This window comes from Streptomyces sp. NPDC053542, from assembly GCF_044544685.1.
Lineage (GTDB): Bacteria > Actinomycetota > Actinomycetes > Streptomycetales > Streptomycetaceae > Streptomyces.
The window spans coordinates 1-19,783 of record NZ_JBITXL010000016.1; the positions used below are offsets into that span (position 1 = coordinate 1).

The following is a 19,783-nucleotide window of genomic DNA, read 5'->3' on the forward strand; positions in this document are numbered from 1 at the left end:
TGCGGATCGCCATCAGACCGGGCATCTCGTGCTCGGCGAGGGTGATCTCCTTGCGGCCGAAGGCGGCCAGGGACAGGTCGGCGACCTTGAAGTCCGTGAAGTCAGTGGTGATTTGCGAGGACATGCTGGGCACTCCTTGAGTTCAGTACGTTGCCGTGGATCTCAAGCGCCGCCGTCGAGCGGTTGAGCGTGATGTAGTGAAGTCCGGGAGCACCTTCGGCGAGGAGCCGCTCGGCCATGGCGGTGGCGTATTCGACGCCGATGCGGTGACCGTCCGCCGGACGGTCGCGCGCGGCGTCCAGACGGTGCGCCAGTTCCTCGGGGAAGGCCGCTCCGCTGAGTCGGGCGAAGCGGCCGACCTGGCGGATGTCGGTGGCCGGCATGATTTCCGGGATGACCGGGAGGTCGCAGCCTGCCGCGACCACCCGGTCGCGCAGTCGAAGATAGTCCTCGACGTGGAAGAACATCTGGGTGATGGCGTAGTCGGCGCCCGCCCGGCACTTGGCGACGAAGTGCCGGATGTCGCTGTCCCAGTCGGGCGAGCGTGGATGGCGTTCGGGGAAGGCTGCGACGCCGATGCTGAAGTCGCCCAACCCCCGTATCAGGGACACCAGTTCGTGGGCGTGCGTAAAGCCTTCGGGGTGCGGGGCCCAGGGCGCGTTCGGGTCACCGGGCGGGTCGCCACGCAGGGCGAGGATGTCCCGGACGCCGGCATCGGCATACTGGCCGATGATGTGGCGAAGCTCCGTCACCGAGTGCCCCACGGCGGTCAGATGGGCGATGGGGCGCAGGGTCGTCGCGGCCGCGATGTGTTTCGTCAGCTCAACAGTGCGGTCCCTGGAGGAGCCCCCGGCCCCGTAGGTGACTGAGACGAAGGCCGGTGCCAGCCTCTCGACCCGGCGGATCGTCTGCCACAGGGACCGGGTTGCGGCGTCGGTCTTCGGCGGGAAGAACTCGAAGGAGAAGGAGGGTTCCTTCCGGCCCAGCACATCGCGCAGGGCGATCACGGCCGGCCTCCGGGGGCACCTGCCTGCCGGCGTTGTGCCACGCTCATGACACACCCGCAAGCTGCGGCTCGATGGCGCGGGCCGCGTCATGGCCGTACGTCTGGTCGATGCGAGTGATCAGGTCCGATGGGATCAGCTTGTACTCCTGGGTCCCGACCGACTCCAAAACGGTGGTGGCCAGGGCGCAGCCGAGCTGGGCGGCCTGCTCCTGCGGCCAATTCCACGCTGTGCCGGCGAGGAATCCGGACCGGAAGGCGTCGCCCGCTCCTGTGGGGTCGGCGATTTTGTCTGTGGGGATGGCCGGTATGCGCAGCGTGGGGGCGCTGGACCGGGCCAGAGACACCCCGGCCGCGCCCAGCGTGGTGATCCAGGTGCCGACCCGGCTGAGGAGGTGCTGCTCCTTCCAGCCTGTGCGTTCGAGCAGGAGGGCGGCCTCGTACTCGTTGGTGAACAGCCACTTTGCGCCGTCGACCAGCCGACGGGCCTGTTCCTGGTCCAGGCGGGCGAGCTGCTGGGAGGGGTCGGCGGCGACGGGGATGCCGAGGCGGTGGGCGGTGGTGGTGTGCTGCAGCATGGCGGCGGGGTCATCGGCCCCGACCAGGACGAGGTCGGGCTTGCCGGTGCGTGCGGCGATGGCGGCCAGGTCGATGCGGGGTGCCTCGGCCATGGCGCCGGCGTAGAAGGTGGCGATCTGATTCTGGTCCTCGTCGGTGGTGCAGACGAAACGTGCGGTGTGCAGGCGGCTGCTGACCCGTACCGCGGAGGTGTCGACGCCGTTGGCCTGCAGCCAGGTGTCGTAGTCGGCGAAGTCGATGCCGGCCGCGGCCACCAGGAGGGGGTCGAGCCGGAGCAGACCGAGGCCGAAGGCGATGTTGGCGGCGACGCCGCCTCGGCGTACCTCCAGCTGGTTGGCGAGGAAGGACAAGGAGACCCGTTCCAACTGCTCCTTGATCAACTGCTCGGCGAAGCGTCCGGGAAACACCATCAGATGGTCGGTCGCTATCGAGCCGGTCACGGCGATACGCATGGACAAAGCACTCCTTGGGCCGGTGGCGGGTGTCGGGGCGAAGCGGACAGGTGCCAGGCGGGGCAGCGGTGCGCGGCGGGGGAATCCGCGCACCGCCGGCTGTCGCGCCGGGGCTGCCCGGCGGCGTCCTCAGTCCGCCTCCACCACCCTGCGCAGGGCCTCGGCGCGGTCGGTGCGCTCCCAGGTGAAGTCCGGCAGCTCACGGCCGAAGTGGCCATAGGCCGCGGTCTGGGAGTAGATCGGGCGCCGCAGGCCGAGGTCGCGGATGATCGCGGCCGGGCGCAGGTCGAACACCTCGATGACGGCGTCCTCGATCTTCTTGATGGCGACCGTGTTGGTGCCGAAGGTTTCGATGAGCAGGCCCACCGGATCGGCCTTGCCGATCGCGTACGCCACCTGCACTTCGCAGCGCTGGGCGAGGCCGGCGGCGACGACGTTCTTGGCGACCCAGCGCGTCGCGTATGCGGCGGAGCGGTCGACCTTGGAGGGGTCCTTGCCGGAGAAGGCGCCGCCACCGTGCCGGGCCATGCCACCGTACGTATCGATGATGATCTTGCGGCCGGTCAGGCCCGCGTCACCCATCGGGCCGCCGATCTCGAACCGCCCGGTGGGGTTGACCAGGAGGCGGTAGTCGTCGGTCTCCAGCTTGATGCCGTCGTCGGCCAGCTGCGACAGGACGTGCTCGACGACGTGTACGCGGATGTCGGGGGTGAGCAGGCTGTCGAGGTCGATGTCGCCCGCGTGCTGCGAGGAGACCACCACCGTGTCCAGGCGGGCCGGCCGGCTGCCCAGGTACTCGATGGTGACCTGAGTCTTGCCGTCGGGGCGCAGGTAAGGCACGGTGCCGTCCTTGCGGACTTCCGTCAGACGGCGCGACAGGCGGTGGGCCAGCTCGATCGGCAGCGGCATCAAGGTGGGCGTCTCGGCGGTCGCGTACCCGAACATCAGGCCCTGGTCGCCCGCCCCCTGCCGGCCCAGCTCATCGGGTTCTCCCCCTGCGGCGGCGACCTCGACCCTGGTCTCGTACGCCGTGTCGACGCCCTGGGCGATGTCCGGGGACTGCGCACCGATCGACACCGACACCCCGCAGGAGCCGCCGTCGAAGCCCTTGGCCGAGGAGTCGTACCCGATGTCGAGGATCTTCTTCCGCACCAGTGCCGGGATGTCGACGTAGGCGGAAGTCGTCACCTCGCCCGCGATGTGCACCTGACCGGTGGTAATCAGAGTTTCGACCGCGACGCGCGATGCGGGGTCGTGACGCAGCAGTGCGTCGAGGATGGTGTCGCTGATCTGGTCGGCGATCTTGTCGGGATGTCCCTCGGTCACGGATTCCGAGGTGAACAGGCTGCGGGACATGACACTCCAGGACAATGGTGGGGCGCCGTGGCAGCGCATGGTGCGCGGTGCGCCCGTCGCGAAACGTCTCGTGGTCTTCTGAAGCACGGCGACACACGTGGTACCGGTCGACGTGCGCGGCCCCTTGGTGGGCGGCGCCGACTCTTCGTCGCCCGCCGCCACCAGGGACTTCGCCTCTCTTCGCCGAGTCGGTCCCGGCGGTGCCTGCGGTGCTCTCTGGCACACCGCCTCCGTCGCGTTACCAGTGAGCCTCGGCAACGGGCCGGCCCGAGCGGGATCAGCGGTTTGCGCCCGTGTCACTGCGCCGACGCGGCCTTGCGGAAGACCCAGTAGTCGGCCCCCTCCTCCGCGATGTAGTTGGCGTTCTTCAGCTGGCACTCCAAGGAAGCCAGCTCGCTGACCTCTTGGGAGAGGGCGTAGTTCTCAAAGCCTGTCTCGGAGGCGTAACTACCGCGGGTGGACACGAGGATCAGCCCATTGGGCCGGGCGTAGTCGATCAGCGTGAGCAGCGCCGTGGGGCGTACATGGCCCAGGGTGAACACCCCGCTGCTGACGACGATGTCGTACTGGTCCAACCGCTCGTCCCGCCCCGGCGCCGAGAGGTCCACGCCGCCGTATGCCTTCCGGTAGGCATTGGTCTTGAGGGCCTCGGCAGCCATGTTCTCGGACAGGTCGACGCCGTCGATGACGTAGTTCCCCAGCGTCTTCAGGACGCTGCCGACGAGGCCGGTACCGCAGCCGGCATCGAAGACGGTTGTCTCCGGCGTCCCGTAGGCGGACGCGAGCAAGTGCACGAAATTGGCCGCGACCCGCGGTGCCACCCACTTCTGGTCCGCCAGGTCCACGTCGTAACGCGACGCCCAGTCCTCGTAGTAGCTCTTCAGGCCGGGGGAATCATCGAAGAAGATGTGCGACTGTGCGATGTTCGCGAAGGAGTTGTTCATGGAATTTCCTCCCTGTCGGGCCAAGCCAACGATCATGACTGTTCTTTCCTCACCCGCTATGTCACCGCGGGCACGTCCGGCGCATCCGATCCTTCCGTTACTCCGTCGGCGCTGTCGCTGGTTCTCGAGCGTGAATTCTTCACGTCGAATACCATGTAGACGCTGATGCCGACGAGGATGAACAGGGCACCACCGACCTCTATCCAGGTGGGCATCCGCTGTTCGACCGGCAGGCTCAGGATTGCTCCGAAAATTGTTTCCGTGGCGAGCAGCGGACCCACCAATGGCACCGGGATGCCCTGCGCGGCCTTCACCCAGATGTAGGTGCCCCACCAGGAGCCGATGACGCCCAGGAATATGCACCACGCGATGATTTTGAAGAGCGGGTACGGAGCGAAAGTTTCATCCGGGGTGGAGGCTATGGCGAAGGGCAGCAATACCATCGAGGCGCCGCCGGCCCCCATCGCCACCAGAGCCGCCCAGATCGTGGGGTCCGGCTTGGTCTCCCAGGTCCGTTGCGACTGGGCGTTGCGGACCACGAAGTAGGACCAGGTCAGCATTGCCCCGATGGCCAGCGCTATCCCGAAGAGTGAGTCGTTGGCCTCCTCCGCATGCTTCCCCTGGATGTAATCCGAGGTGCTGAGGAGAGTGATGCCGACGAGAATCAGCAGGACCGGTGCGATGAGTTCGCGCCACGACATGCGCTTTTCCGCGAAGTTCCCTGCCACCGCGATAGTGATGGGTGACGCCCCGACCACGGCTGCGGTGATGAAGCCGCTCCCCGTGGTCGCGGAGTAGGAGACGCAGATGTAGAAGACGAAGTACCCCACGAAGCCTATGTACAGGCCGAAGAGGATTCTCCGGATCGGCATCAGCTTGAGCTGACTCCACGCTCTGCACAGCACGTAGAGGCCGCACAGGCCGAACAAGGAGTACCGGCCGGTGACCAGGAGCAGCTCGCTCGCGGGCTGGACGGCGGCCGGGGCGACGAAGGCGAAGGCCCAGAGCAAGGCGGCCGTCAGCGCGGCGATGACATTTTTCGGTGTGCTTCCCATTACAGATTCGGTTCCAATGCACGAGGCTCACCGCTGCCAAAACCGTTTTGCATGAGCCAGTCCGGGTTGTAGATCTTTGACATGTACTTATTTCCGCTGTCCGGCAGGACCGTGACGATCGTTGCCGGCTTCGTGCACGACCGGGCCACTTGCACAGCTCCCCACACATTCGCTCCAGAGGTTCCGCCGCACATGAGACCTTCACGTTTCGCCAGCTGCCGGCAGGTAGCGAACGCCTCAGCATCGGTGAACTGAATCACGTCATCGACGACCGAGAAGTCCATGCATTGAGCCAGATGATCCTCGCCCGCACCCTCGACGAAGTACGGCGCGATCTGCGCGGGATCGACGACGCCCTCATGGAAGTAGCGGTGGTAGATAGAACCGGCCGGATCGAGCAAGACGGACTTCACGGACGGGTTCTTCAGCTTCAAGAAGCGTGAAGTTCCGGAGATGGTGCCGCCTGTACTGCCCGATGCCACGAATGCCGTCACCGACCGCCCGAGCACGTCCCAGATCTCAGGGCCCGTCGAACGGAAATGCGCCTCCGCATTGAGCGGGTTGTCGTACTGATTCAGCATGAACGAGCCCGGCGTCTCGGCGTGTATGCGCCGCGCGTAAGTGACGTAATGCTTTTCCGTATCCGGCAGCGCCGAGGTCGGGCAAACGATCACCTCGGCACCCATCGCGCGCAGTGCGTCCTGCTTTTCCTTGCTCACCTTGTCCGGCATCGTCAAGATCGCCCGGTAACCGCGTGTCGCCGCCAGCATCGCGATCGCCGCACCGGTATTTCCTGAGGTGTTTTCCACGATTGTCGCGCCCGGACTGAGCAACCCCCGCCGCTCGGCATCATCGAGGATGTAGCTGACGACTCTGTCCTTGATGCTGCCCCCCGGGTTCATGAATTCGACCTTGGCGAATATCCGAACACCGGCCGGGACATCGAAGGTCTTCAGTTCGACGAGGGGCGTCTTGCCAATGAACGACTGGACATTCATGCCGATTCCTTACTGACACTGCGGGAGGGTTTTCTCCAGGCGTGACGGTTGCCGCGGAACGATGAAGGAGCAGAACGCCGGTTCGGCCGGCCGCAGGGACCGGTGAGGCTTCGGGCAGCGTGGTGCGGCGAGCTGTGCGCGGCGCGGACGCATGGGGGTGATCCCGTCGTAGCCGTCCGCGGCGCCAGGACCGCGCCGGCGCTTGCCGGATGCCTCACCGTGCCTCTGCCGACGCGTACCGAAGGTGCGGTGAGGCGGTGTCAGAGAGCGGAGTCAGGGATCTTGACGGAGTCAAGGATCGCGACCGTGTGGCCGACCTTCTCGCCCTTCTCCACCAGAGCCAGGGCGTCCACCGCCGACATCTCGTACGGCGACAGCTCCTTCTCCATCTGCAGAGCCTGTGCACCGGCCGCCGCGGCCGATATGCCCTTGAATGCCTCCTGCAGAACGCTCACCGGGTAGAAGTGGAACGGCCCCAGCCCTTCCCGTTCCCACTGGGCATAGCCGCCGACCACCTCGTGCGGCTCGGACTGGACCTTCCAGGTGTAGGTCAGAATGCTGCCGTTGTAGCCGGCGGCCCCCGAAAGAGCCAGAATCTCGGACAGCGGCACACGCGCACCGATCGACGACAGCACGCGACCACCTACCCGAAGCATGGGATGGGCCTGCTGCAGAGCCAGGTAGTGCAGCGCGACAAGGTTCTTCTCGGCGAAGCCGGGCATCTCTTCGCTGCGCTTGGCGATGAAGGTCGAACTGGTCTGTCCCTCATCAAGATCACCGCTCCCCGCCATCGGGATGTTGGGGAGGTTCTCGTAGACCACATCGACCTGCGACAGCTTGCCGGCCAGCGGGGCAAGGATGTCCCCGGTACCCCCGATCAGTTCGACGTCCTGATGCAGGAGGTTGTTCTCGATGTTCTTCCGCGCATGCGCGAGAACATCCTCGTGGAGGTCGGTGAAACCAACGGTGCGCGCTTGCAGGATCTCCACGGCTGCCAGGACATCCAGGCCGGCACCCGTGCCGATCGTGCAGAACCGCGGAGCATGGACGCCCATCTGCGCGATCGTCTTGAAGGCCGGCACAGCAACGCTCGCGACCCAGTCGGCGCGCGGCTCGTCCGCCTTGGGCAGGTACGAATGGTCCGAGAGCGTGAGTGCGAGCGATGACCTTATGCGTACCGTCTCCTCCAGCTGGAAGAACTCGGTCGGCGACACAACCATTTCGGCCTGGTCGATCTGGATACCCATCTGTGTCTCCTTCGACGTGACGACAGTCGCCTCTGTGCGGTATCTCGGCTCACCCAGGCCAGGAAACAGCCGGCGGACCCAAGACCCGGCCCGCACCAGGGGGATGGACCGGCCGCAACACCTGGGTCGCGGCCGATCCGGGCGTGGAGAGTGACGTCCTTAGTGACGGACGGATCCCGTGCGGCGGAAGCAACTTCACTATCCCCAGCCCTCACGAGGCTGTACAGGACTGTCCTGTTGTCTCTCGCCAGGCAACAGGACCGCAGAACCACGGACGTTGCGAATCGGTGCGGCATCGTTGCAGGTCACGCGAGTGTTGGGATGTTGCTGTTCCGCCACCTCAACGCTGACGCACGGGCAGGAGGGCGGCCTGGTGCCCTCGCGGGGCCCGTGGTGCAGTGGGCGCTGCAGCCGGGACATGCCTTGTCCACCCGGCATGTGATGTCAGCTTGGGCCGCGACCTCGACGGGGAGGGCGAACGGAGCCGGCTCGCGAGCAGCGCGGTGAACGGGCAAGGACAGACCAGATCGGCGAGGAGACAGTGGCAGGCGTGTTCTTCGGGCAGGTCACGGAGCATCAGGAGCGCCGTGCTCGTGGAGGCCCGCACGGTCGTCTTCTCAAGGACGCCGACTTGACGGAACGTGACAAAGCAGGCGTCGCACGGTTTTTTCGCAGCGCGCTTACCAGGCGCGGCGGAAGAGCACAAGAAGACTTCTTCCGGCCACCCGGGAATTGGGATGTTGACGCGAGGGAGAGCGCCTCCCTAGGATGTAACTAGACCGGTGGGTATACACCATCATCCCGAGGAAGATGCACGCATGTCGCGCAACCTTTCAGACAGCGCAGCGAGGGGAGCCTTAAGGCTCCTTGGAACTTCGGCCGGATTCGACCAGGCGGCACGTGCTTCATGGGCGCGCAAGTCGCACTACGAGAGGGAGATTTCGGCACCGCCGAGCTGGGAGAGCGGGTTTGCCCCCGGAGACGTCCGTACCCCGGCGATAAATCTCCAGAAGTTCGCATACGGCGTCGGCGACCGCAGCACGGGTGACGGTGTCATTCGGCGGCACGGCGCTCACCGGCCCCTCAGACCCTCACCCGGTAAGGCACCGCGCACCCGATGCAGACGGGCGGCAGCGGGAGCCCTGCGCCGACAGCGGCCCGTTCAGCGAGTCCGGGGTGCGATCTGTGACGGTTGCGGGGCGGCATGGGTGACCGTACAGCTGAGCTGAGATCGAGGAGTGGACGGCGATGATTGTGTCGAGGGCCGTAGCGATCCCCATTCGACGCAGTGGCGTCCACTGCCCCACCTGACACCGATAACCGCTGCGCCACGCTCGGATACGCACTCTCCCCCGCTGCCTCTGTTCACCCGGCAAGACGGCCATGCCTGCTGATATCTGGTGGGTGACGAAGGCATTATCGCCGCTATCCCGAATGGACTGCGCCCGAAGCAGCCGAGATACCCGCCTGCGGGCACCAAGCCCCACCATCACCTGTTCCCAGTTCAGTACGAACTGCATTCCGATACGTTCCGGAATACAGGGCGAGAGCAGATCAACTCCCGCTTCCCTCCCCCCACTCATGCAGGGATCACCTTGTCCAGAAACATCTGTCCATGGCACGGCAAAATCCGGCGGAATTCTAGGCTGACTCCGCTGACGTCCCCCACGACGCCCTCACATCGCCGGCCGCGCCCAGTGCGCCGGCCCTCACCATCGCCGGGGGCGTCGGCAGCGTCGCGCTGCCTGCCGAAGACCGCCGAACTCAACGAGGCCGTCCGACGGGCCCAGGCCCCCCTCGACGCGCGGGGAGACGCCACGGCAGTCCCGCAGGCCGGTGCAGTGGAGGCCAACCGATGAATCCCCTGTACCTCCACGAGGACGCCGAGCTGCAACGGCCACGCCTCTCGGCCGTCTGCCGCTCCTTGCACCGGCGGGGCTGGATGCCGGGGACGTCCGGCAGCGTCTCGATACGCGCCGGCGAGGCGATCATGATCACGACCAGGGATCAGAGCAAACGGACAATCTCCCGCCAGGACACGGTACTTGTCGACCCCTTCCAGGGATTGCCGTTGCTCGGCGAGACCGAGTGGCCCGCGGCCGAAACGTCGATGCATCTCGCGATCTACCAGCAGGTGCCTGGCTGCGGGGCGATCGTCCACGCCCACGCGCCGTACGCCACGGTCCTGGCCACCGTGACCGGCACTACCGGTTTTCTCGGCCAAGCGGTCTTCGAAGGAATGGAGTTGGCGAAGGGCCTTGGCGTGACCGATCCCCACCTGGTCGTGGTTCCGATCTTCACGAACTGGCCCGATGGATCCCGCATCGCCAACGACGTGAGCGCCTATCTCGACGCATCGGCAGCCGGGGCTCCGCCCGCCCTGCTCATCGACCGGCACGGCGTCACCACCTGGGGCCCGGACCTGGACGAGGCGCGGAATCGGCTGGAGAGCATCGAGGAGCTCTGCCGCTTGACCCTGCTGACCAGTGCCTTCGGGGCCGGCGTGGCGAAGGAACACCTCAGGTGACACTGTTGCAGATCATGTCGGAGCAGGCGCCGGAGACGGTACGGCTGCGCACCGACGACCTGGACGTCATCCGCAAGGAACTGCTCAGAATCGGCGTGCGTTTCGAACGGTGGCACGCCGCCCGCCGGCTCCCGGCCGGCACCGATGACTTCACCATCCTGAAGGCATATCGAAGCCACATCGACCGCCTCAGCGCCGAAGGCGGCTACCGGCTCGTCGACATCGTGCGCATGACGCCCACGCCGGCCGACCCGGGCTGGCCCCAGCGGGCGCGGGCGGCCCGCGAGACATTCTTGGAACGGCACGTCCACGACGACGACGTGGTGCGCTTCTTCGTCGCCGGGGCAGCCTGCTTCTATCTCCATGTCGCAGGTCAGGTGCATGCGATGGTGTGCACCGCAGGGGACCTGCTGTGCGTACCCAGCCGGACAGCGCACTGGTTCGACATGGGAGAGTGCCCGGAGTTCACCGTGATCCGCTTCTTCCAGAAAGAGGACGGCTGGGTCAGCAGGCACCTTCCGGACAGCATCGCTGCCCGCTTCCCCACCCTGGACGATTTGCTGGCGACGACATGAGGCGATGGCGTCGCTCGGACATCGAAGGTACCGGCGGTTTTCGCCCAAGGAACTGCCTGGCGCGCTGTACCCACGAAAGGCGGAGACCACCGATGTGTAGGCATTGAACGGACATGCTGCACAACTGGTTCTCGCGGTGGCACCGCAATGGGGCGGCGTCCGCCTGCCGACCGAACCACTGCGGCCGGACAGGCGAGGCTGAACGCGCTGAACCGCAGCTGCTGCGGCGTGAGGTGAGGAGAGGGTGGAGCGGATCGGCGAGCCGGAGAGGGAGCGTGGCGTCCTCAGGCGATACGCAGCCCTGCGGCGCACCGAACCGAGTGCGCCCCGCAGCCCTGGCACCCGACATCGGTGACCAGTGCTCCGGCGCGAGGGCTCCCGGTGACTCACTCCTCCCGGTCCGCGAAGGCCGGCAAGACGCCGTGCGTGCCGGTGCGCGACTGACGGCCGACGCCGGCTCCGGGCGGACATCCGGCGCCGGCATGGACTGAACGGCCCCGACCACGCGCCGCAGCCCGGGCTTGGCGCGTCGGCACTCCAGCACGGGCGCCTTCACCCCGACGGGGTGCGGCGAGAGGACCGCGTCGAGGAGGGCAAGCTTTTGCTACTGACGCTTGGACCGCACCTGCCCGACGTCTGGGCGTGCCCGGCCACCGGCATTTTCCGTCCGCGCGATGACAACGTCGTCATGGGCCTTCCACAGCGTGCTCGTGGCCCAGCACTCCACCGGCACCGCCGCTGCCCGCACCAAGGCCCGCTTGCAGGCCGCGACTTCACATCACCGAGGCCGAGAGCAGGCACCGGCGACAGAGTGTGGCAGTTGGAGAGCCGATCGCCTGCGCGCAACCGTCTGAGCCGGCTCCGCGCCAACGCCGGCTATGGGAAGAGAACTTCAGGGTCCGAGGGGGAATGGCAGTGATACGGGAACCAGCGCAGGATTCGAAAGCACCTCAGCCTCCGCGCGAGGCCACCGGCCGCGGGTCGGCTGCCGGCCCTCCAGCGACGTTCGGGCAGTTGCTTCGGGCTCGCCGTCAGCAGCTGGGGCTGTCACTCGCACAGCTGGCCTCTCGCGTGCACTTCGACCGAGGCCATGTCAGCAAGGTCGAAACGGGCAAGCGTCCGCCCTCGGTGAGCTTCGCCGAGGCATGCGACCGAGCACTGAACGTCGGCGATACCTTCACCACCATCGCCACAGCACTGGAAGCGGCCGCTCGCCAACAGCAAGGATGGGTCCGGCCCGCTCAACTTCCCGCTGCAATTCACCACTTCATCGGCCGTCGGTGCTACTCGCGCCAACTGGACAAGGTGCTGCAAGGCGATGAGCAGTCCCTTGCGGTACCTGTCGGGGTCATCAATGGGCCACCGGGCGTGGGGAAGACCGCGCTGGCCGTTCAATCGGCACACCGGGCCATAAACGACGGGCACTTCGCTGACGGACAACTGTTTGTCAATCTGCGGGGGCCCGGACGGAGATCCGCAGCCGCACCGTTCGATGTTCTGGAGGACCTGCTCCGCGCTTTGGGCGTCCCCGCCGAGCACATCCCCGCGACTTTGGAGCAAAGAGCCGCCACTTTCCGGTCGGTCCTGCACGGCCGCGAGATACTGCTGGTACTGGACAACGCCGCGGACGTCCAGCAGATCCTCCCTCTGATGCCCGGCTCTTCAGGGTGTGCCGTCCTGGTGACCAGCCGCTCGCGATTGCCCGGATTGATATCCCTGGTAGGCGCCGTCACGCTGACTCTCCCGGAGTTGACCCGGCCGGAGGCGGCCCTGCTGATCCGTTCGATCATCGGTGACGCGCGCGCCGACACCGACCCCGCGGCCGTGGAGGTGCTGGCCGACCGCTGCGGAGATCTTCCGCTGGCCCTGGCCCTGGCTGCCGAGCACATCGTGAGCCACCGCCACCACAGTGCCGGCACTCTTGCCACCGATCTGAAACCTGAGCACGCCCGGCTGGACCTTGCCGCGGGTGACGTCGTGCTCCGTCAAGCGCTCGACGCTTCCTACCAGGCGCTCGACAAGCAAACTGCCCGCATGTTTCGGCTGTTGGGGCTGCTCCCCCGCTATGCCATCAACGCCGCCGCTGCTGCAGCCACCGCAGGCGTCGACGAGGAGGACGCCTCGCGAATGCTGCGCACCCTCGCCAGCGCACACCTGATCCGGCATCATGGTGAGCGCCACTATCAGGTGAATGACCTGCTGCGGGCATATGCAGCAAGGCTGGCGAGACAGCTGGATGCCGCGCCTGAGCGCACCGAGGCGATGAGCCGTGCGGCCGCTTTCTATCTCCGTTGAACCCTTCTGTGCTGTTGCTTCTGCCGAAGCGTGGAGCACCTCGGTGCAGGGGGAGTTGGGTTTCACGGGCCGGAGGCAGGCGCGCCCCGGCCCGGGTGAGGGCGGGCGCCGCACCGGGGCGGCGTCCTCCGGCCGGCCCAACCGGCAGGGCCGGATACGCGAGGTCGGCGCAGTGCGACGAGGCGGCTGCGGCGAGGGGCGGGCGAACTGGGGTGGAGCGTGCTGTCCTCAGGCGAGGCGCAGCCCTCGGCAGAAGCGAGCGCGTATGCCGCGGCTTCGGCCCTCCTGAAGACGTCATGCCCAGGAGCGCCACCCGATGTCACTCGGTGAGCGACCTCTCGATGAGGACCGCGGCCACCTGCTCGGCGCGATCGACGGCCTGATCCATTGACTGCATCAGATCCGCGATACAGGTCCCTTCATGAAGGATCAGCAGCTGATCGGCCAGCACTTCAGGGTCTGCGATGCGGGCCTCCGTCGCAAGGTCTTTCATGAAGGCAAGGAGCCACGCCTTCTGCTCGCGGGCGACCTCCCGCCCGGGGTGATCATCAGGGAGCTCCACAGAGGCGTTGACGAAGGCACAGCCTCGGGGGTTCCGTTCGCGTATCCATTCCCGCAAGGCGCCGAACGTGGCCAGCAGCTTCTGGTCGGGCGGGCCGTCGAAACCGTTGACATGCTTCACCAGAGTGGAACGCCAGAGGCCGTCACGAGCGCGCAGGTAGGCGACGATAAGACCTTCTTTGGACCCGAAACGGTCGTAAAGCGTCTTCTTGGTGACGCCCGCCTCCTCTGCGATCAACTCCACGCCGACCGCGCGGATGCCTTGCTCATAGAAGAGCCGGGAGGCGGTCTCAAGGATCTTCACGCTGGCCGGCGTCAGATGCTGTATGCCGCGCCGCTTGCTGCTTCGTCCGGCAGTCGCACTGTTAATAGTCACACCCCGAAGGTACACCCATCGGTATGGTTACGTCCGCCGCCATACCGGTCCATTTGCCACACACGGCACTTTGTTTAGTGAACCGGTTATTCCGCAGGCACCGTTCGGGAGCATGCGGTGCCCCGGCTTCCCCGGTGCCGTCGGCTCTTGGCGCGGGCCCGCGGTCGGCGCGGCGATGGGGGCTGCGAGGCGCCCTCGTACGGCACCGGCTGATGCCCCGTGAGGACGTAGCCCGGGCGTTGTTCGCCCCTTCTCCCCAGAGTATCCATCTGCTCCTGCAACGTGAAGGGGAGCCGGTGAGGCTTGGGGCCGCTGTTCCGGCGCGAGGTGGGAGCTGCCGTTTTGGCAGCAGGACATGCCGTTGGTGGCGCAATGAGGGTATTGGTCTGTTCGGCCGGGCCATACTGTGCCGTGCTGGTGGCGGTTCATCTCAGGAGATCCGTGGGTGTACAGATAGCAATGGCCGGGTCGTTGAGCAGGCCCGTCGGGGTCGTGGGCCCGATCCGACGGTACTGGGACGGGTGTCTGCTCAAGCGGTACAAGCGGTGCCGTGCGACGCCGGAGACCGTGCTGAAGACGTTGTCTCCGCCGCCGGCGGGACGAGAGAAGCCGATGCTCGTACGAGTCCGATCGGGAACGATGAAGAGGGCGGCCGCACCACGCTGCCACACCCGCAGACGCGGCAGAAGCGCAGGCGCTCCACCGACCGGCCGGCAGCAGCCGGGTGAGCGGCACAACGAGCAGACATCCCAACGCGGGCCGCGCCGCGGCACGTGCAGCGGCCGCGACACGTCGAAGACCCATCCGCAGTGACGCGCCAAGGCCAGCCCGTTCCGCTCCCGGGCAGTTCACCGACGCCGTAAAGATGCTTCCCGCACGGTGGGACGCCCTGCGAACCCGCCGTGTGCCCGCACGGGGTGCATCACCACCGCCGGTGCGGCGGGATCCCGGGCCACGTCGCACCCGATCACCGCAACAGGAGGCCAGATGGCCAAGGCAAGCGACATCGAAGTCGTCGTCTTCGACATCCTCGGAACGATGGTCGACGAGCCAGGAGGACTTCGTGCGGCCATCCGCCACGCGCTGCCCGCCTCCGATGAGGCATCTGTCGAGATGTTGCTCACCATGTGGCAAGAGCACGTCCACCACGAGCAGCAGCGCATCGCGGACGGCAGCCACGCCTACGCCAGCACCGAGGTCATCGACCGCAAGGCAGCTCAACGCGTTGCCGGCCGCGCCGGACTCACCGACCCGGCCGCCATCGAGCGACTGGCTACCGCGGGTCAGCGCCTGAAGCCCTGGGGCGACTCCCTCGCCGGGCTCGCGCGGCTCGCGCGGCGGTTTCCTGTCCTGGGGCTGTCCAATGCCAGTCGCGCGGCGCTGCTCCGTCTCAACGCCTACGCCGGGCTGCGCTGGCATCAAGCCTTGTCCGCGGAGGACGCCCGTGCCTACAAGCCGGCGCCGGAGGTCTATCAGCTCGCCACCGACGCGGCCGGCTGTCCACCAGAGCGCGTGTTGATGGTGGCCGCCCACGCATGGGACCTCCGCGGAGCCCAGGCGATGGGCATGCGCACCGCTTACGTACACCGACCGGTCGGCGATCCCCCGCAGAAGACCGACACCTTCAACTGGCGGTCCGACACCCTGGATGAGCTGGTCACCGTCCTCACGGCGACGTAGAACCACCGGCCCGGCGAAGCCCCGCCCGACAAGGCCACGGTGGCCCCCTGGGCGCCGGCGGCGATCGGCGGACGCTCAGCCAAGGCAAGAGCCCGCATGCTGCTGACCGTCAGCTGCCCGCGCCTGCGGGCGTCGGCCGGCAGGGCGCCTGGGGCGTCGATGCGGGCCCGCACTCCGTCCTCCTCCAGCTGCGGAGGGCCGAAGACCACCGCCTTCTCCCGCTGTACGAGGCCCATCCAGGCGAAGGTGGTGACGATGTCCCTGGCGGCGTCATCGCAGCCATGGCTGACGAAGGCGTGGTCGCCGGCGGCGAGCTGCTGCACCGCCGACATGCCCCGCCTCACAGCCGTTCGATGATCGTCACATTGGCCTGGCCGCCGCCCTCGCACATGGTCTGGAGGCCGTAGCGGCCGCCGGTGCGCTCCAGCTCGTGGAGGAGCGTGGTCATGAGTTTGGTGCCGGTGGCGCCGAGGGGGTGGCCGAGGGCGATGGCGCCGCCGTTGACGTTGACCTTTTCCGGGTCCGCGCCGGTCTCCTTCAGCCAGGCCAGGACGACCGGCGCGAACGCCTCGTTGATCTCTACCAGGTCGATGTCGTCGATGGTCAGGCCGGTCTTCTTCAGCGCGTGCGCGGTGGCGGGGATCGGCGCCGACAGCATGCGGATGGGGTCCTCGCCGCGTACGGAGAGGTGGTGGATACGGGCGCGCGGCGTGAGGCCGTGTTCCCGTACCGCGCGTTCGGAGGCGAGCAGCATCGCCGAGGCGCCGTCGGAGACCTGGGAGGAGACCGCGGCGGTCAGCCGGCCGCCCTCGACCACCGGCTTCAGCGCCGCCATTTTCTCGAGAGAGGTGTCCCGGCGCGGTCCCTCGTCGGCGGTGACGTCCCCGTACGGTACGAGCTCGCGGTCGAAGCGGCCCTCGTCGGCGGCGCGCAGGGCCCGCTGGTGGGAGCGGAGCGCGAACTCCTCCATCGCCTCGCGGGTGATGCCCCACTTCTCGGCGATCAGCTCGGCGCCGTGGAACTGGTTGACGGGCGCGTCGCCGTAGCGGGCCCGCCAGCCCTCGCTGCCCGCGTACGGGCCTTCGGTGAGCCCGAGCGGTTCGGCGGCCCGGCGGCTGGCGAAGGCGATCGGGATCATCGACATGTTCTGCGTACCGGCCGCCACCACCAGGTCCTGGGTACCGGAGAGCACGCCCTGCGCGGCGAAGTGGACGGCCTGCTGCGAGGAGCCGCACTGCCGGTCGACGGTGACGCCGGGGACCTCCTCGGGCAGGCCGGCCGCCAGCCAACTCGTCCGGGCGATGTCACCGGCCTGCGGCCCGACGGTGTCCAGGCAGCCCATCACCACGTCCTCGACGGCGGCCGGGTCGACGCCGGTGCGCCGCATCAGGGCCTTCAGCACATGGGCCCCGAGGTCGGCCGGGTGGACGGGCGCGAGCCCGCCGTTCCGGCGTCCCACGGGGGTGCGTATCGCGTCGACGATGTATGCCTCGGCCATGACGGCTGCTCCTCGGTCGGTTCACAGGGGCGGGTGTCGGTCAGGTGCGTACGGCGACGCCGTCCAGGACCATCGAGAGGTACTGGCGGGCGATCTCCTCCGGGCTGTGCTGTCCGCCCGGGCGGTACCAGCTCACCGCGACCCAGACGGTGTCGCGGATGAAGCGGTAGGTGAGCCGGATGTCCAGGTCGGCGCGGAACACGCCGTCGGCCACCCCGCGCTCCAGCGTGCCCAGCCACGCCTTCTCGAACTTCGTCTGCGAGTCGGCCAGGTAGCCGAAGCGCGGCTGGGTGGCGAGGGTCCGGGCCTCCTTCTGGTAGATGGCGACGGCGGCGCGGTGCCGGTCGATCTCCCGGAAGGACTCCGTGACCAGGGCCTCGATGGTCTCCCGGGGGCCGAGGCCGGCGGCCAGCACGGTGTCGTAGCCGGTCCACAGCTCGTCCAGGAAGGTGGCGAGGATTTCGTCCAGCATCGACTCCTTGGAGTCGAAGTGGTAGTAGAGGCTGCCGGCCAGCATGCCCGCGGCGTCCGCGATCTTGCGTACGGTGGTGGCGTTGTAGCCCTGCGCGGCGAACACCTCCGCCGCGGTGTCGAGCAGCTCGCGGCGGCGCTCGGGGGACGGGCTCACGTTGGGTTTCTTCTTGGCGGTTGGCACGGTCCCATTGTCGCCCGGCCGCTCACGCACGCTGGCTGCTGACCGGTACGACCTCGCCCGTCATGTACGACGAGTACGCGCTGGCCAGGAAGACGATGACGTTGGCGACCTCCCAGGGCTCGGCGTACCGTCCGAACGCCTCCCGCTCGGTCAGCTCCGCCAGCAGTTCCGGTGTGGTGACCTTCGCCAGGTGCGGGTGCATGGCCAGGCTCGGCGCCACGGCGTTGACACGCACGCCGTACTCGGCCGCCTCGACCGCCGCGCAGCGGGTCAGCGCCATCACACCGGCCTTGGCGGCGGCGTAGTGCGCCTGGCCGCGCTGGGCGCGCCAGCCGACGACGGAGGCGTTGTTGACGATGACACCGCCCTCGCCCGCGGCCTTCATCCGGCGCAGCGCCGCGCGGGTGCAGCGGAAGGTGCCGTTGAGCGTGACGTCGAGGACCCGGTCCCACTGCGCGTCGGTCATGTCGACCAGGTCGGCGGTGCCGCCGAGCCCGGCGTTGTTCACGACGATGTCGAGCCGGCCGTGGCGCTCCTCGGCCAGGTCGAGGAGGGCGGTGACCTGCGCTTCGTCGGTGACATCGCAGGGCAGCGCCGCGACGTTGTCCGCGCCGAACTCCGCGGCGAGCGCTGCCGCGGACTCCTTGAGGCGGCGGGCGTGCGCGTCGGAGAGGACGACGCGCGCGCCTTCCTCCAGGAGCCGGCGCGCGGTGGCGCCGCCGATGCCCGCGCCGGCGGCGGCGGTGACGACGGCGGTGCGGCCGGCGAGCAGGGAGTGCCCGGGGACGTACGGGGGCGGCGGGGTCACGCGCGTGCCTCCTTCGGCAGGCCGAGCACGCGCTCGGCGATGACGTTCCGCTGGATCTCGTTGGAGCCGGCGTAGATCGTGTCGGAGCGGGAGAAGAGGAACAGCCGCTGCCAGTCGGTGAGGTCGTACGGCTCGCCGGCGGCCAGCATGCCGTCGGCGCCGCAGACGTCCATGGCGAGTTCGCCCAGCTCGCGGTGCCAGGTGGCCCAGAAGATCTTCCCAATGGACGCCTCGGGGCCCGGGGCCCCCGCCGCGACGCCGTCGAGCATCCGCAGCGCGTTGCAGCGGATGGTCTCGAGGCCGGTCCAGGCGCGGGCGATCCGGTCGCGGATCAGCGGGTCATCGGCGGCCCCGTTGCGCTTGGCCAGCTCGATGACGGCCTCCAGTTCGCGGCGGAAGCCGACCTGCTGGCCGAGGGTGGACACCCCGCGCTCGAACCCGAGCGTGGCCATGGCGATCCGCCAGCCGTCGCCGGGCTCGCCGACGATGTTCCCGGCGGCGGTGCGGGCGCCGTCGAAGAACACCTCGTTGAATTCGGAGGTGCCGGTCAGCTGGGTGATCGGGCGGATCTCCACGCCGGGCTGATCGAGCGGGACCAGCAGGTACGACAGCCCGGCGTGCCGGACGGAACCCGGCTCCGTACGGGCGACGACGAAGCACCAGTCGGACTCGTGCGCGAGCGAGGTCCAGATCTTCTGCCCGGTGACCGTCCAGCGGTCTTCGTTCAGCTCCGCCCTGGTCCGTACGTTCGCCAGGTCCGAGCCCGCGTCCGGCTCGCTGTATCCCTGGCACCACAGCTCCTCGACCGAGACGATCCTCGGGAGGAAGCGGTCCCGCTGCGCGGGCGTGCCGAAGGCGATGAGGGTGGGGCCGAGCAGCTGCTCGCCGATGTGGCCGACGCGGGCGGGCGCCTCGGCGAGCGCGTACTCCTCGTGGAAGGCGACCTGCTGGGCGAGGGTCGCGCCGCGGCCTCCGTACTCCTCGGGCCAGCCGATGCAGGTCCATCCCTCGGCCGCCATGTGCCGTTCCCAGGCGAGGCGTTCGGCGAACGCCTCGTGCTCCCTGCCGGGCCCGCCGCGGCCGCGCAGACCCGCGAACTCTCCGGTGAGGTGGGCCCGCAGCCAGGCGCGGGCCTCGGTGCGGAACTCCTCGACGCTGCTCATGGCCGTACGTT

Annotated in this window: 17 protein-coding genes; 4 read left to right on the forward strand and 13 right to left on the reverse strand. The window is 68.0% G+C overall.

From position 1 onward, the window contains the following. From ACIGXO_RS33220 to ACIGXO_RS33255, 8 genes are all read right to left on the reverse strand, one after another. Window positions 1–112: adenosylhomocysteinase (locus tag ACIGXO_RS33220; RefSeq protein WP_399794405.1), on the reverse strand; the 112-nt coding region annotated here is incomplete at its 3' end. Beyond that, entirely contained in the window at window positions 102–1,007 is a 906-nt protein-coding gene (gene metF / locus ACIGXO_RS33225) for a methylenetetrahydrofolate reductase [NAD(P)H] (RefSeq protein WP_399794344.1), read from the reverse strand. The genes ACIGXO_RS33220 and metF, both read right to left, overlap by 11 nt. Before the next feature lie 43 nt (window positions 1,008–1,050). Next, entirely contained in the window at window positions 1,051–2,034 is a 984-nt protein-coding gene (locus ACIGXO_RS33230; protein ID WP_399794346.1) for a carbohydrate kinase family protein, read from the reverse strand. Between the two features lie 129 nt (window positions 2,035–2,163). Next, window positions 2,164–3,390 carry a methionine adenosyltransferase gene (gene metK / locus ACIGXO_RS33235; RefSeq protein WP_399794348.1) on the reverse strand — a complete coding sequence of 409 codons (1,227 nt, stop codon included), beginning with the start codon at window positions 3,388–3,390 and terminating at the stop codon, window positions 2,164–2,166. A gap of 296 nt (window positions 3,391–3,686) precedes the next feature. Beyond that, window positions 3,687–4,334 carry a class I SAM-dependent DNA methyltransferase gene (locus ACIGXO_RS33240; RefSeq protein ID WP_399794350.1) on the reverse strand — a complete coding sequence of 216 codons (648 nt, stop codon included), beginning with the start codon at window positions 4,332–4,334 and terminating at the stop codon, window positions 3,687–3,689. A gap of 56 nt (window positions 4,335–4,390) precedes the next feature. Then, window positions 4,391–5,389 (reverse strand): DMT family transporter, encoded by a 999-nt coding sequence (locus ACIGXO_RS33245; RefSeq protein ID WP_399794352.1) that lies wholly within the window; start codon window positions 5,387–5,389, stop codon window positions 4,391–4,393. Next, the gene (locus ACIGXO_RS33250) at window positions 5,389–6,387 is read right to left on the reverse strand and encodes a PLP-dependent cysteine synthase family protein (RefSeq protein WP_399794354.1); all 999 of its coding nucleotides are present in this window, start codon (window positions 6,385–6,387) and stop codon (window positions 5,389–5,391) included. The genes ACIGXO_RS33245 and ACIGXO_RS33250 overlap by 1 nt, the downstream gene beginning before the upstream one ends. 260 nt (window positions 6,388–6,647) lie before the next feature. After that, a complete protein-coding gene (locus ACIGXO_RS33255) occupies window positions 6,648–7,634 on the reverse strand; it encodes a class I SAM-dependent methyltransferase (RefSeq protein WP_399794356.1) in 987 nt (328 codons plus the stop codon). Window positions 7,635–9,489: 1,855 nt separating this feature from the next. On the opposite strand from ACIGXO_RS33255, the gene mtnB reads away from it, so the two are divergent. From mtnB to ACIGXO_RS33270, 3 genes are all read left to right on the forward strand, one after another. Continuing rightward, a complete protein-coding gene (gene mtnB / locus ACIGXO_RS33260) occupies window positions 9,490–10,161 on the forward strand; it encodes a methylthioribulose 1-phosphate dehydratase (protein WP_399794358.1) in 672 nt (223 codons plus the stop codon). Beyond that, complete coding sequence (locus ACIGXO_RS33265; RefSeq protein WP_399794360.1) at window positions 10,158–10,736, forward strand: 1,2-dihydroxy-3-keto-5-methylthiopentene dioxygenase; 579 nt, start codon at window positions 10,158–10,160, stop codon at window positions 10,734–10,736. Before mtnB ends, ACIGXO_RS33265 begins: the two co-directional genes overlap by 4 nt. Window positions 10,737–11,645: 909 nt before the next feature. After that, window positions 11,646–13,031: a helix-turn-helix domain-containing protein gene (locus ACIGXO_RS33270; RefSeq protein ID WP_399794362.1), complete on the forward strand. Its 1,386-nt coding sequence runs from the start codon at window positions 11,646–11,648 to the stop codon at window positions 13,029–13,031. A gap of 319 nt (window positions 13,032–13,350) precedes the next feature. On the opposite strand, the gene ACIGXO_RS33275 is transcribed toward ACIGXO_RS33270, so the two are convergent. Further along, window positions 13,351–13,968: a TetR/AcrR family transcriptional regulator gene (locus ACIGXO_RS33275; protein ID WP_399794364.1), complete on the reverse strand. Its 618-nt coding sequence runs from the start codon at window positions 13,966–13,968 to the stop codon at window positions 13,351–13,353. Window positions 13,969–14,955: 987 nt separating this feature from the next. On the opposite strand from ACIGXO_RS33275, the gene ACIGXO_RS33280 reads away from it, so the two are divergent. Further along, complete coding sequence (locus ACIGXO_RS33280) at window positions 14,956–15,648, forward strand: haloacid dehalogenase type II (protein ID WP_399794366.1); 693 nt, start codon at window positions 14,956–14,958, stop codon at window positions 15,646–15,648. A 340-nt stretch (window positions 15,649–15,988) separates the two neighbouring features. Here the strand turns inward: ACIGXO_RS33280 and ACIGXO_RS33285 are convergent, their stop codons facing one another. The 4 genes from ACIGXO_RS33285 to ACIGXO_RS33300 are packed head-to-tail and all read right to left on the reverse strand — an operon-like array spanning window position 15,989 to window position 19,772. Continuing rightward, window positions 15,989–17,146, reverse strand: a complete 1,158-nt coding sequence (locus ACIGXO_RS33285) for an acetyl-CoA C-acetyltransferase (RefSeq protein ID WP_399794368.1) — start codon at window positions 17,144–17,146, stop codon at window positions 15,989–15,991. Between the two features lie 40 nt (window positions 17,147–17,186). Then, window positions 17,187–17,801 (reverse strand): TetR/AcrR family transcriptional regulator, encoded by a 615-nt coding sequence (locus ACIGXO_RS33290; RefSeq protein ID WP_351593416.1) that lies wholly within the window; start codon window positions 17,799–17,801, stop codon window positions 17,187–17,189. A 22-nt stretch (window positions 17,802–17,823) separates the two neighbouring features. After that, window positions 17,824–18,609, reverse strand: coding sequence for an SDR family oxidoreductase (locus tag ACIGXO_RS33295; RefSeq protein WP_399794370.1), 786 nt, complete (start codon window positions 18,607–18,609; stop codon window positions 17,824–17,826). Then, window positions 18,606–19,772, reverse strand: coding sequence for an acyl-CoA dehydrogenase family protein (locus ACIGXO_RS33300; protein WP_399794372.1), 1,167 nt, complete (start codon window positions 19,770–19,772; stop codon window positions 18,606–18,608). Before ACIGXO_RS33300 ends, ACIGXO_RS33295 begins: the two co-directional genes overlap by 4 nt. Window positions 19,773–19,783: the final 11 nt, after the last annotated feature.

Coding starts and splice junctions, on each gene's coding strand:
- ACIGXO_RS33240 (WP_399794350.1), bottom strand. CDS start 4,334: ATGAACAACTCCTTCGCGAACATCGCACAGTCGCACATCTTCTTCGAT.
- ACIGXO_RS33280 (WP_399794366.1), top strand. CDS start 14,956: ATGGCCAAGGCAAGCGACATCGAAGTCGTCGTCTTCGACATCCTCGGA.
- metK (WP_399794348.1), bottom strand. CDS start 3,390: ATGTCCCGCAGCCTGTTCACCTCGGAATCCGTGACCGAGGGACATCCC.
- ACIGXO_RS33245 (WP_399794352.1), bottom strand. CDS start 5,389: ATGGGAAGCACACCGAAAAATGTCATCGCCGCGCTGACGGCCGCCTTG.
- ACIGXO_RS33230 (WP_399794346.1), bottom strand. CDS start 2,034: ATGCGTATCGCCGTGACCGGCTCGATAGCGACCGACCATCTGATGGTG.
- ACIGXO_RS33285 (WP_399794368.1), bottom strand. CDS start 17,146: ATGGCCGAGGCATACATCGTCGACGCGATACGCACCCCCGTGGGACGC.
- ACIGXO_RS33300 (WP_399794372.1), bottom strand. CDS start 19,772: ATGAGCAGCGTCGAGGAGTTCCGCACCGAGGCCCGCGCCTGGCTGCGG.
- mtnB (WP_399794358.1), top strand. CDS start 9,490: ATGAATCCCCTGTACCTCCACGAGGACGCCGAGCTGCAACGGCCACGC.
- ACIGXO_RS33250 (WP_399794354.1), bottom strand. CDS start 6,387: ATGAATGTCCAGTCGTTCATTGGCAAGACGCCCCTCGTCGAACTGAAG.
- ACIGXO_RS33270 (WP_399794362.1), top strand. CDS start 11,646: ATGGCAGTGATACGGGAACCAGCGCAGGATTCGAAAGCACCTCAGCCT.
- ACIGXO_RS33255 (WP_399794356.1), bottom strand. CDS start 7,634: ATGGGTATCCAGATCGACCAGGCCGAAATGGTTGTGTCGCCGACCGAG.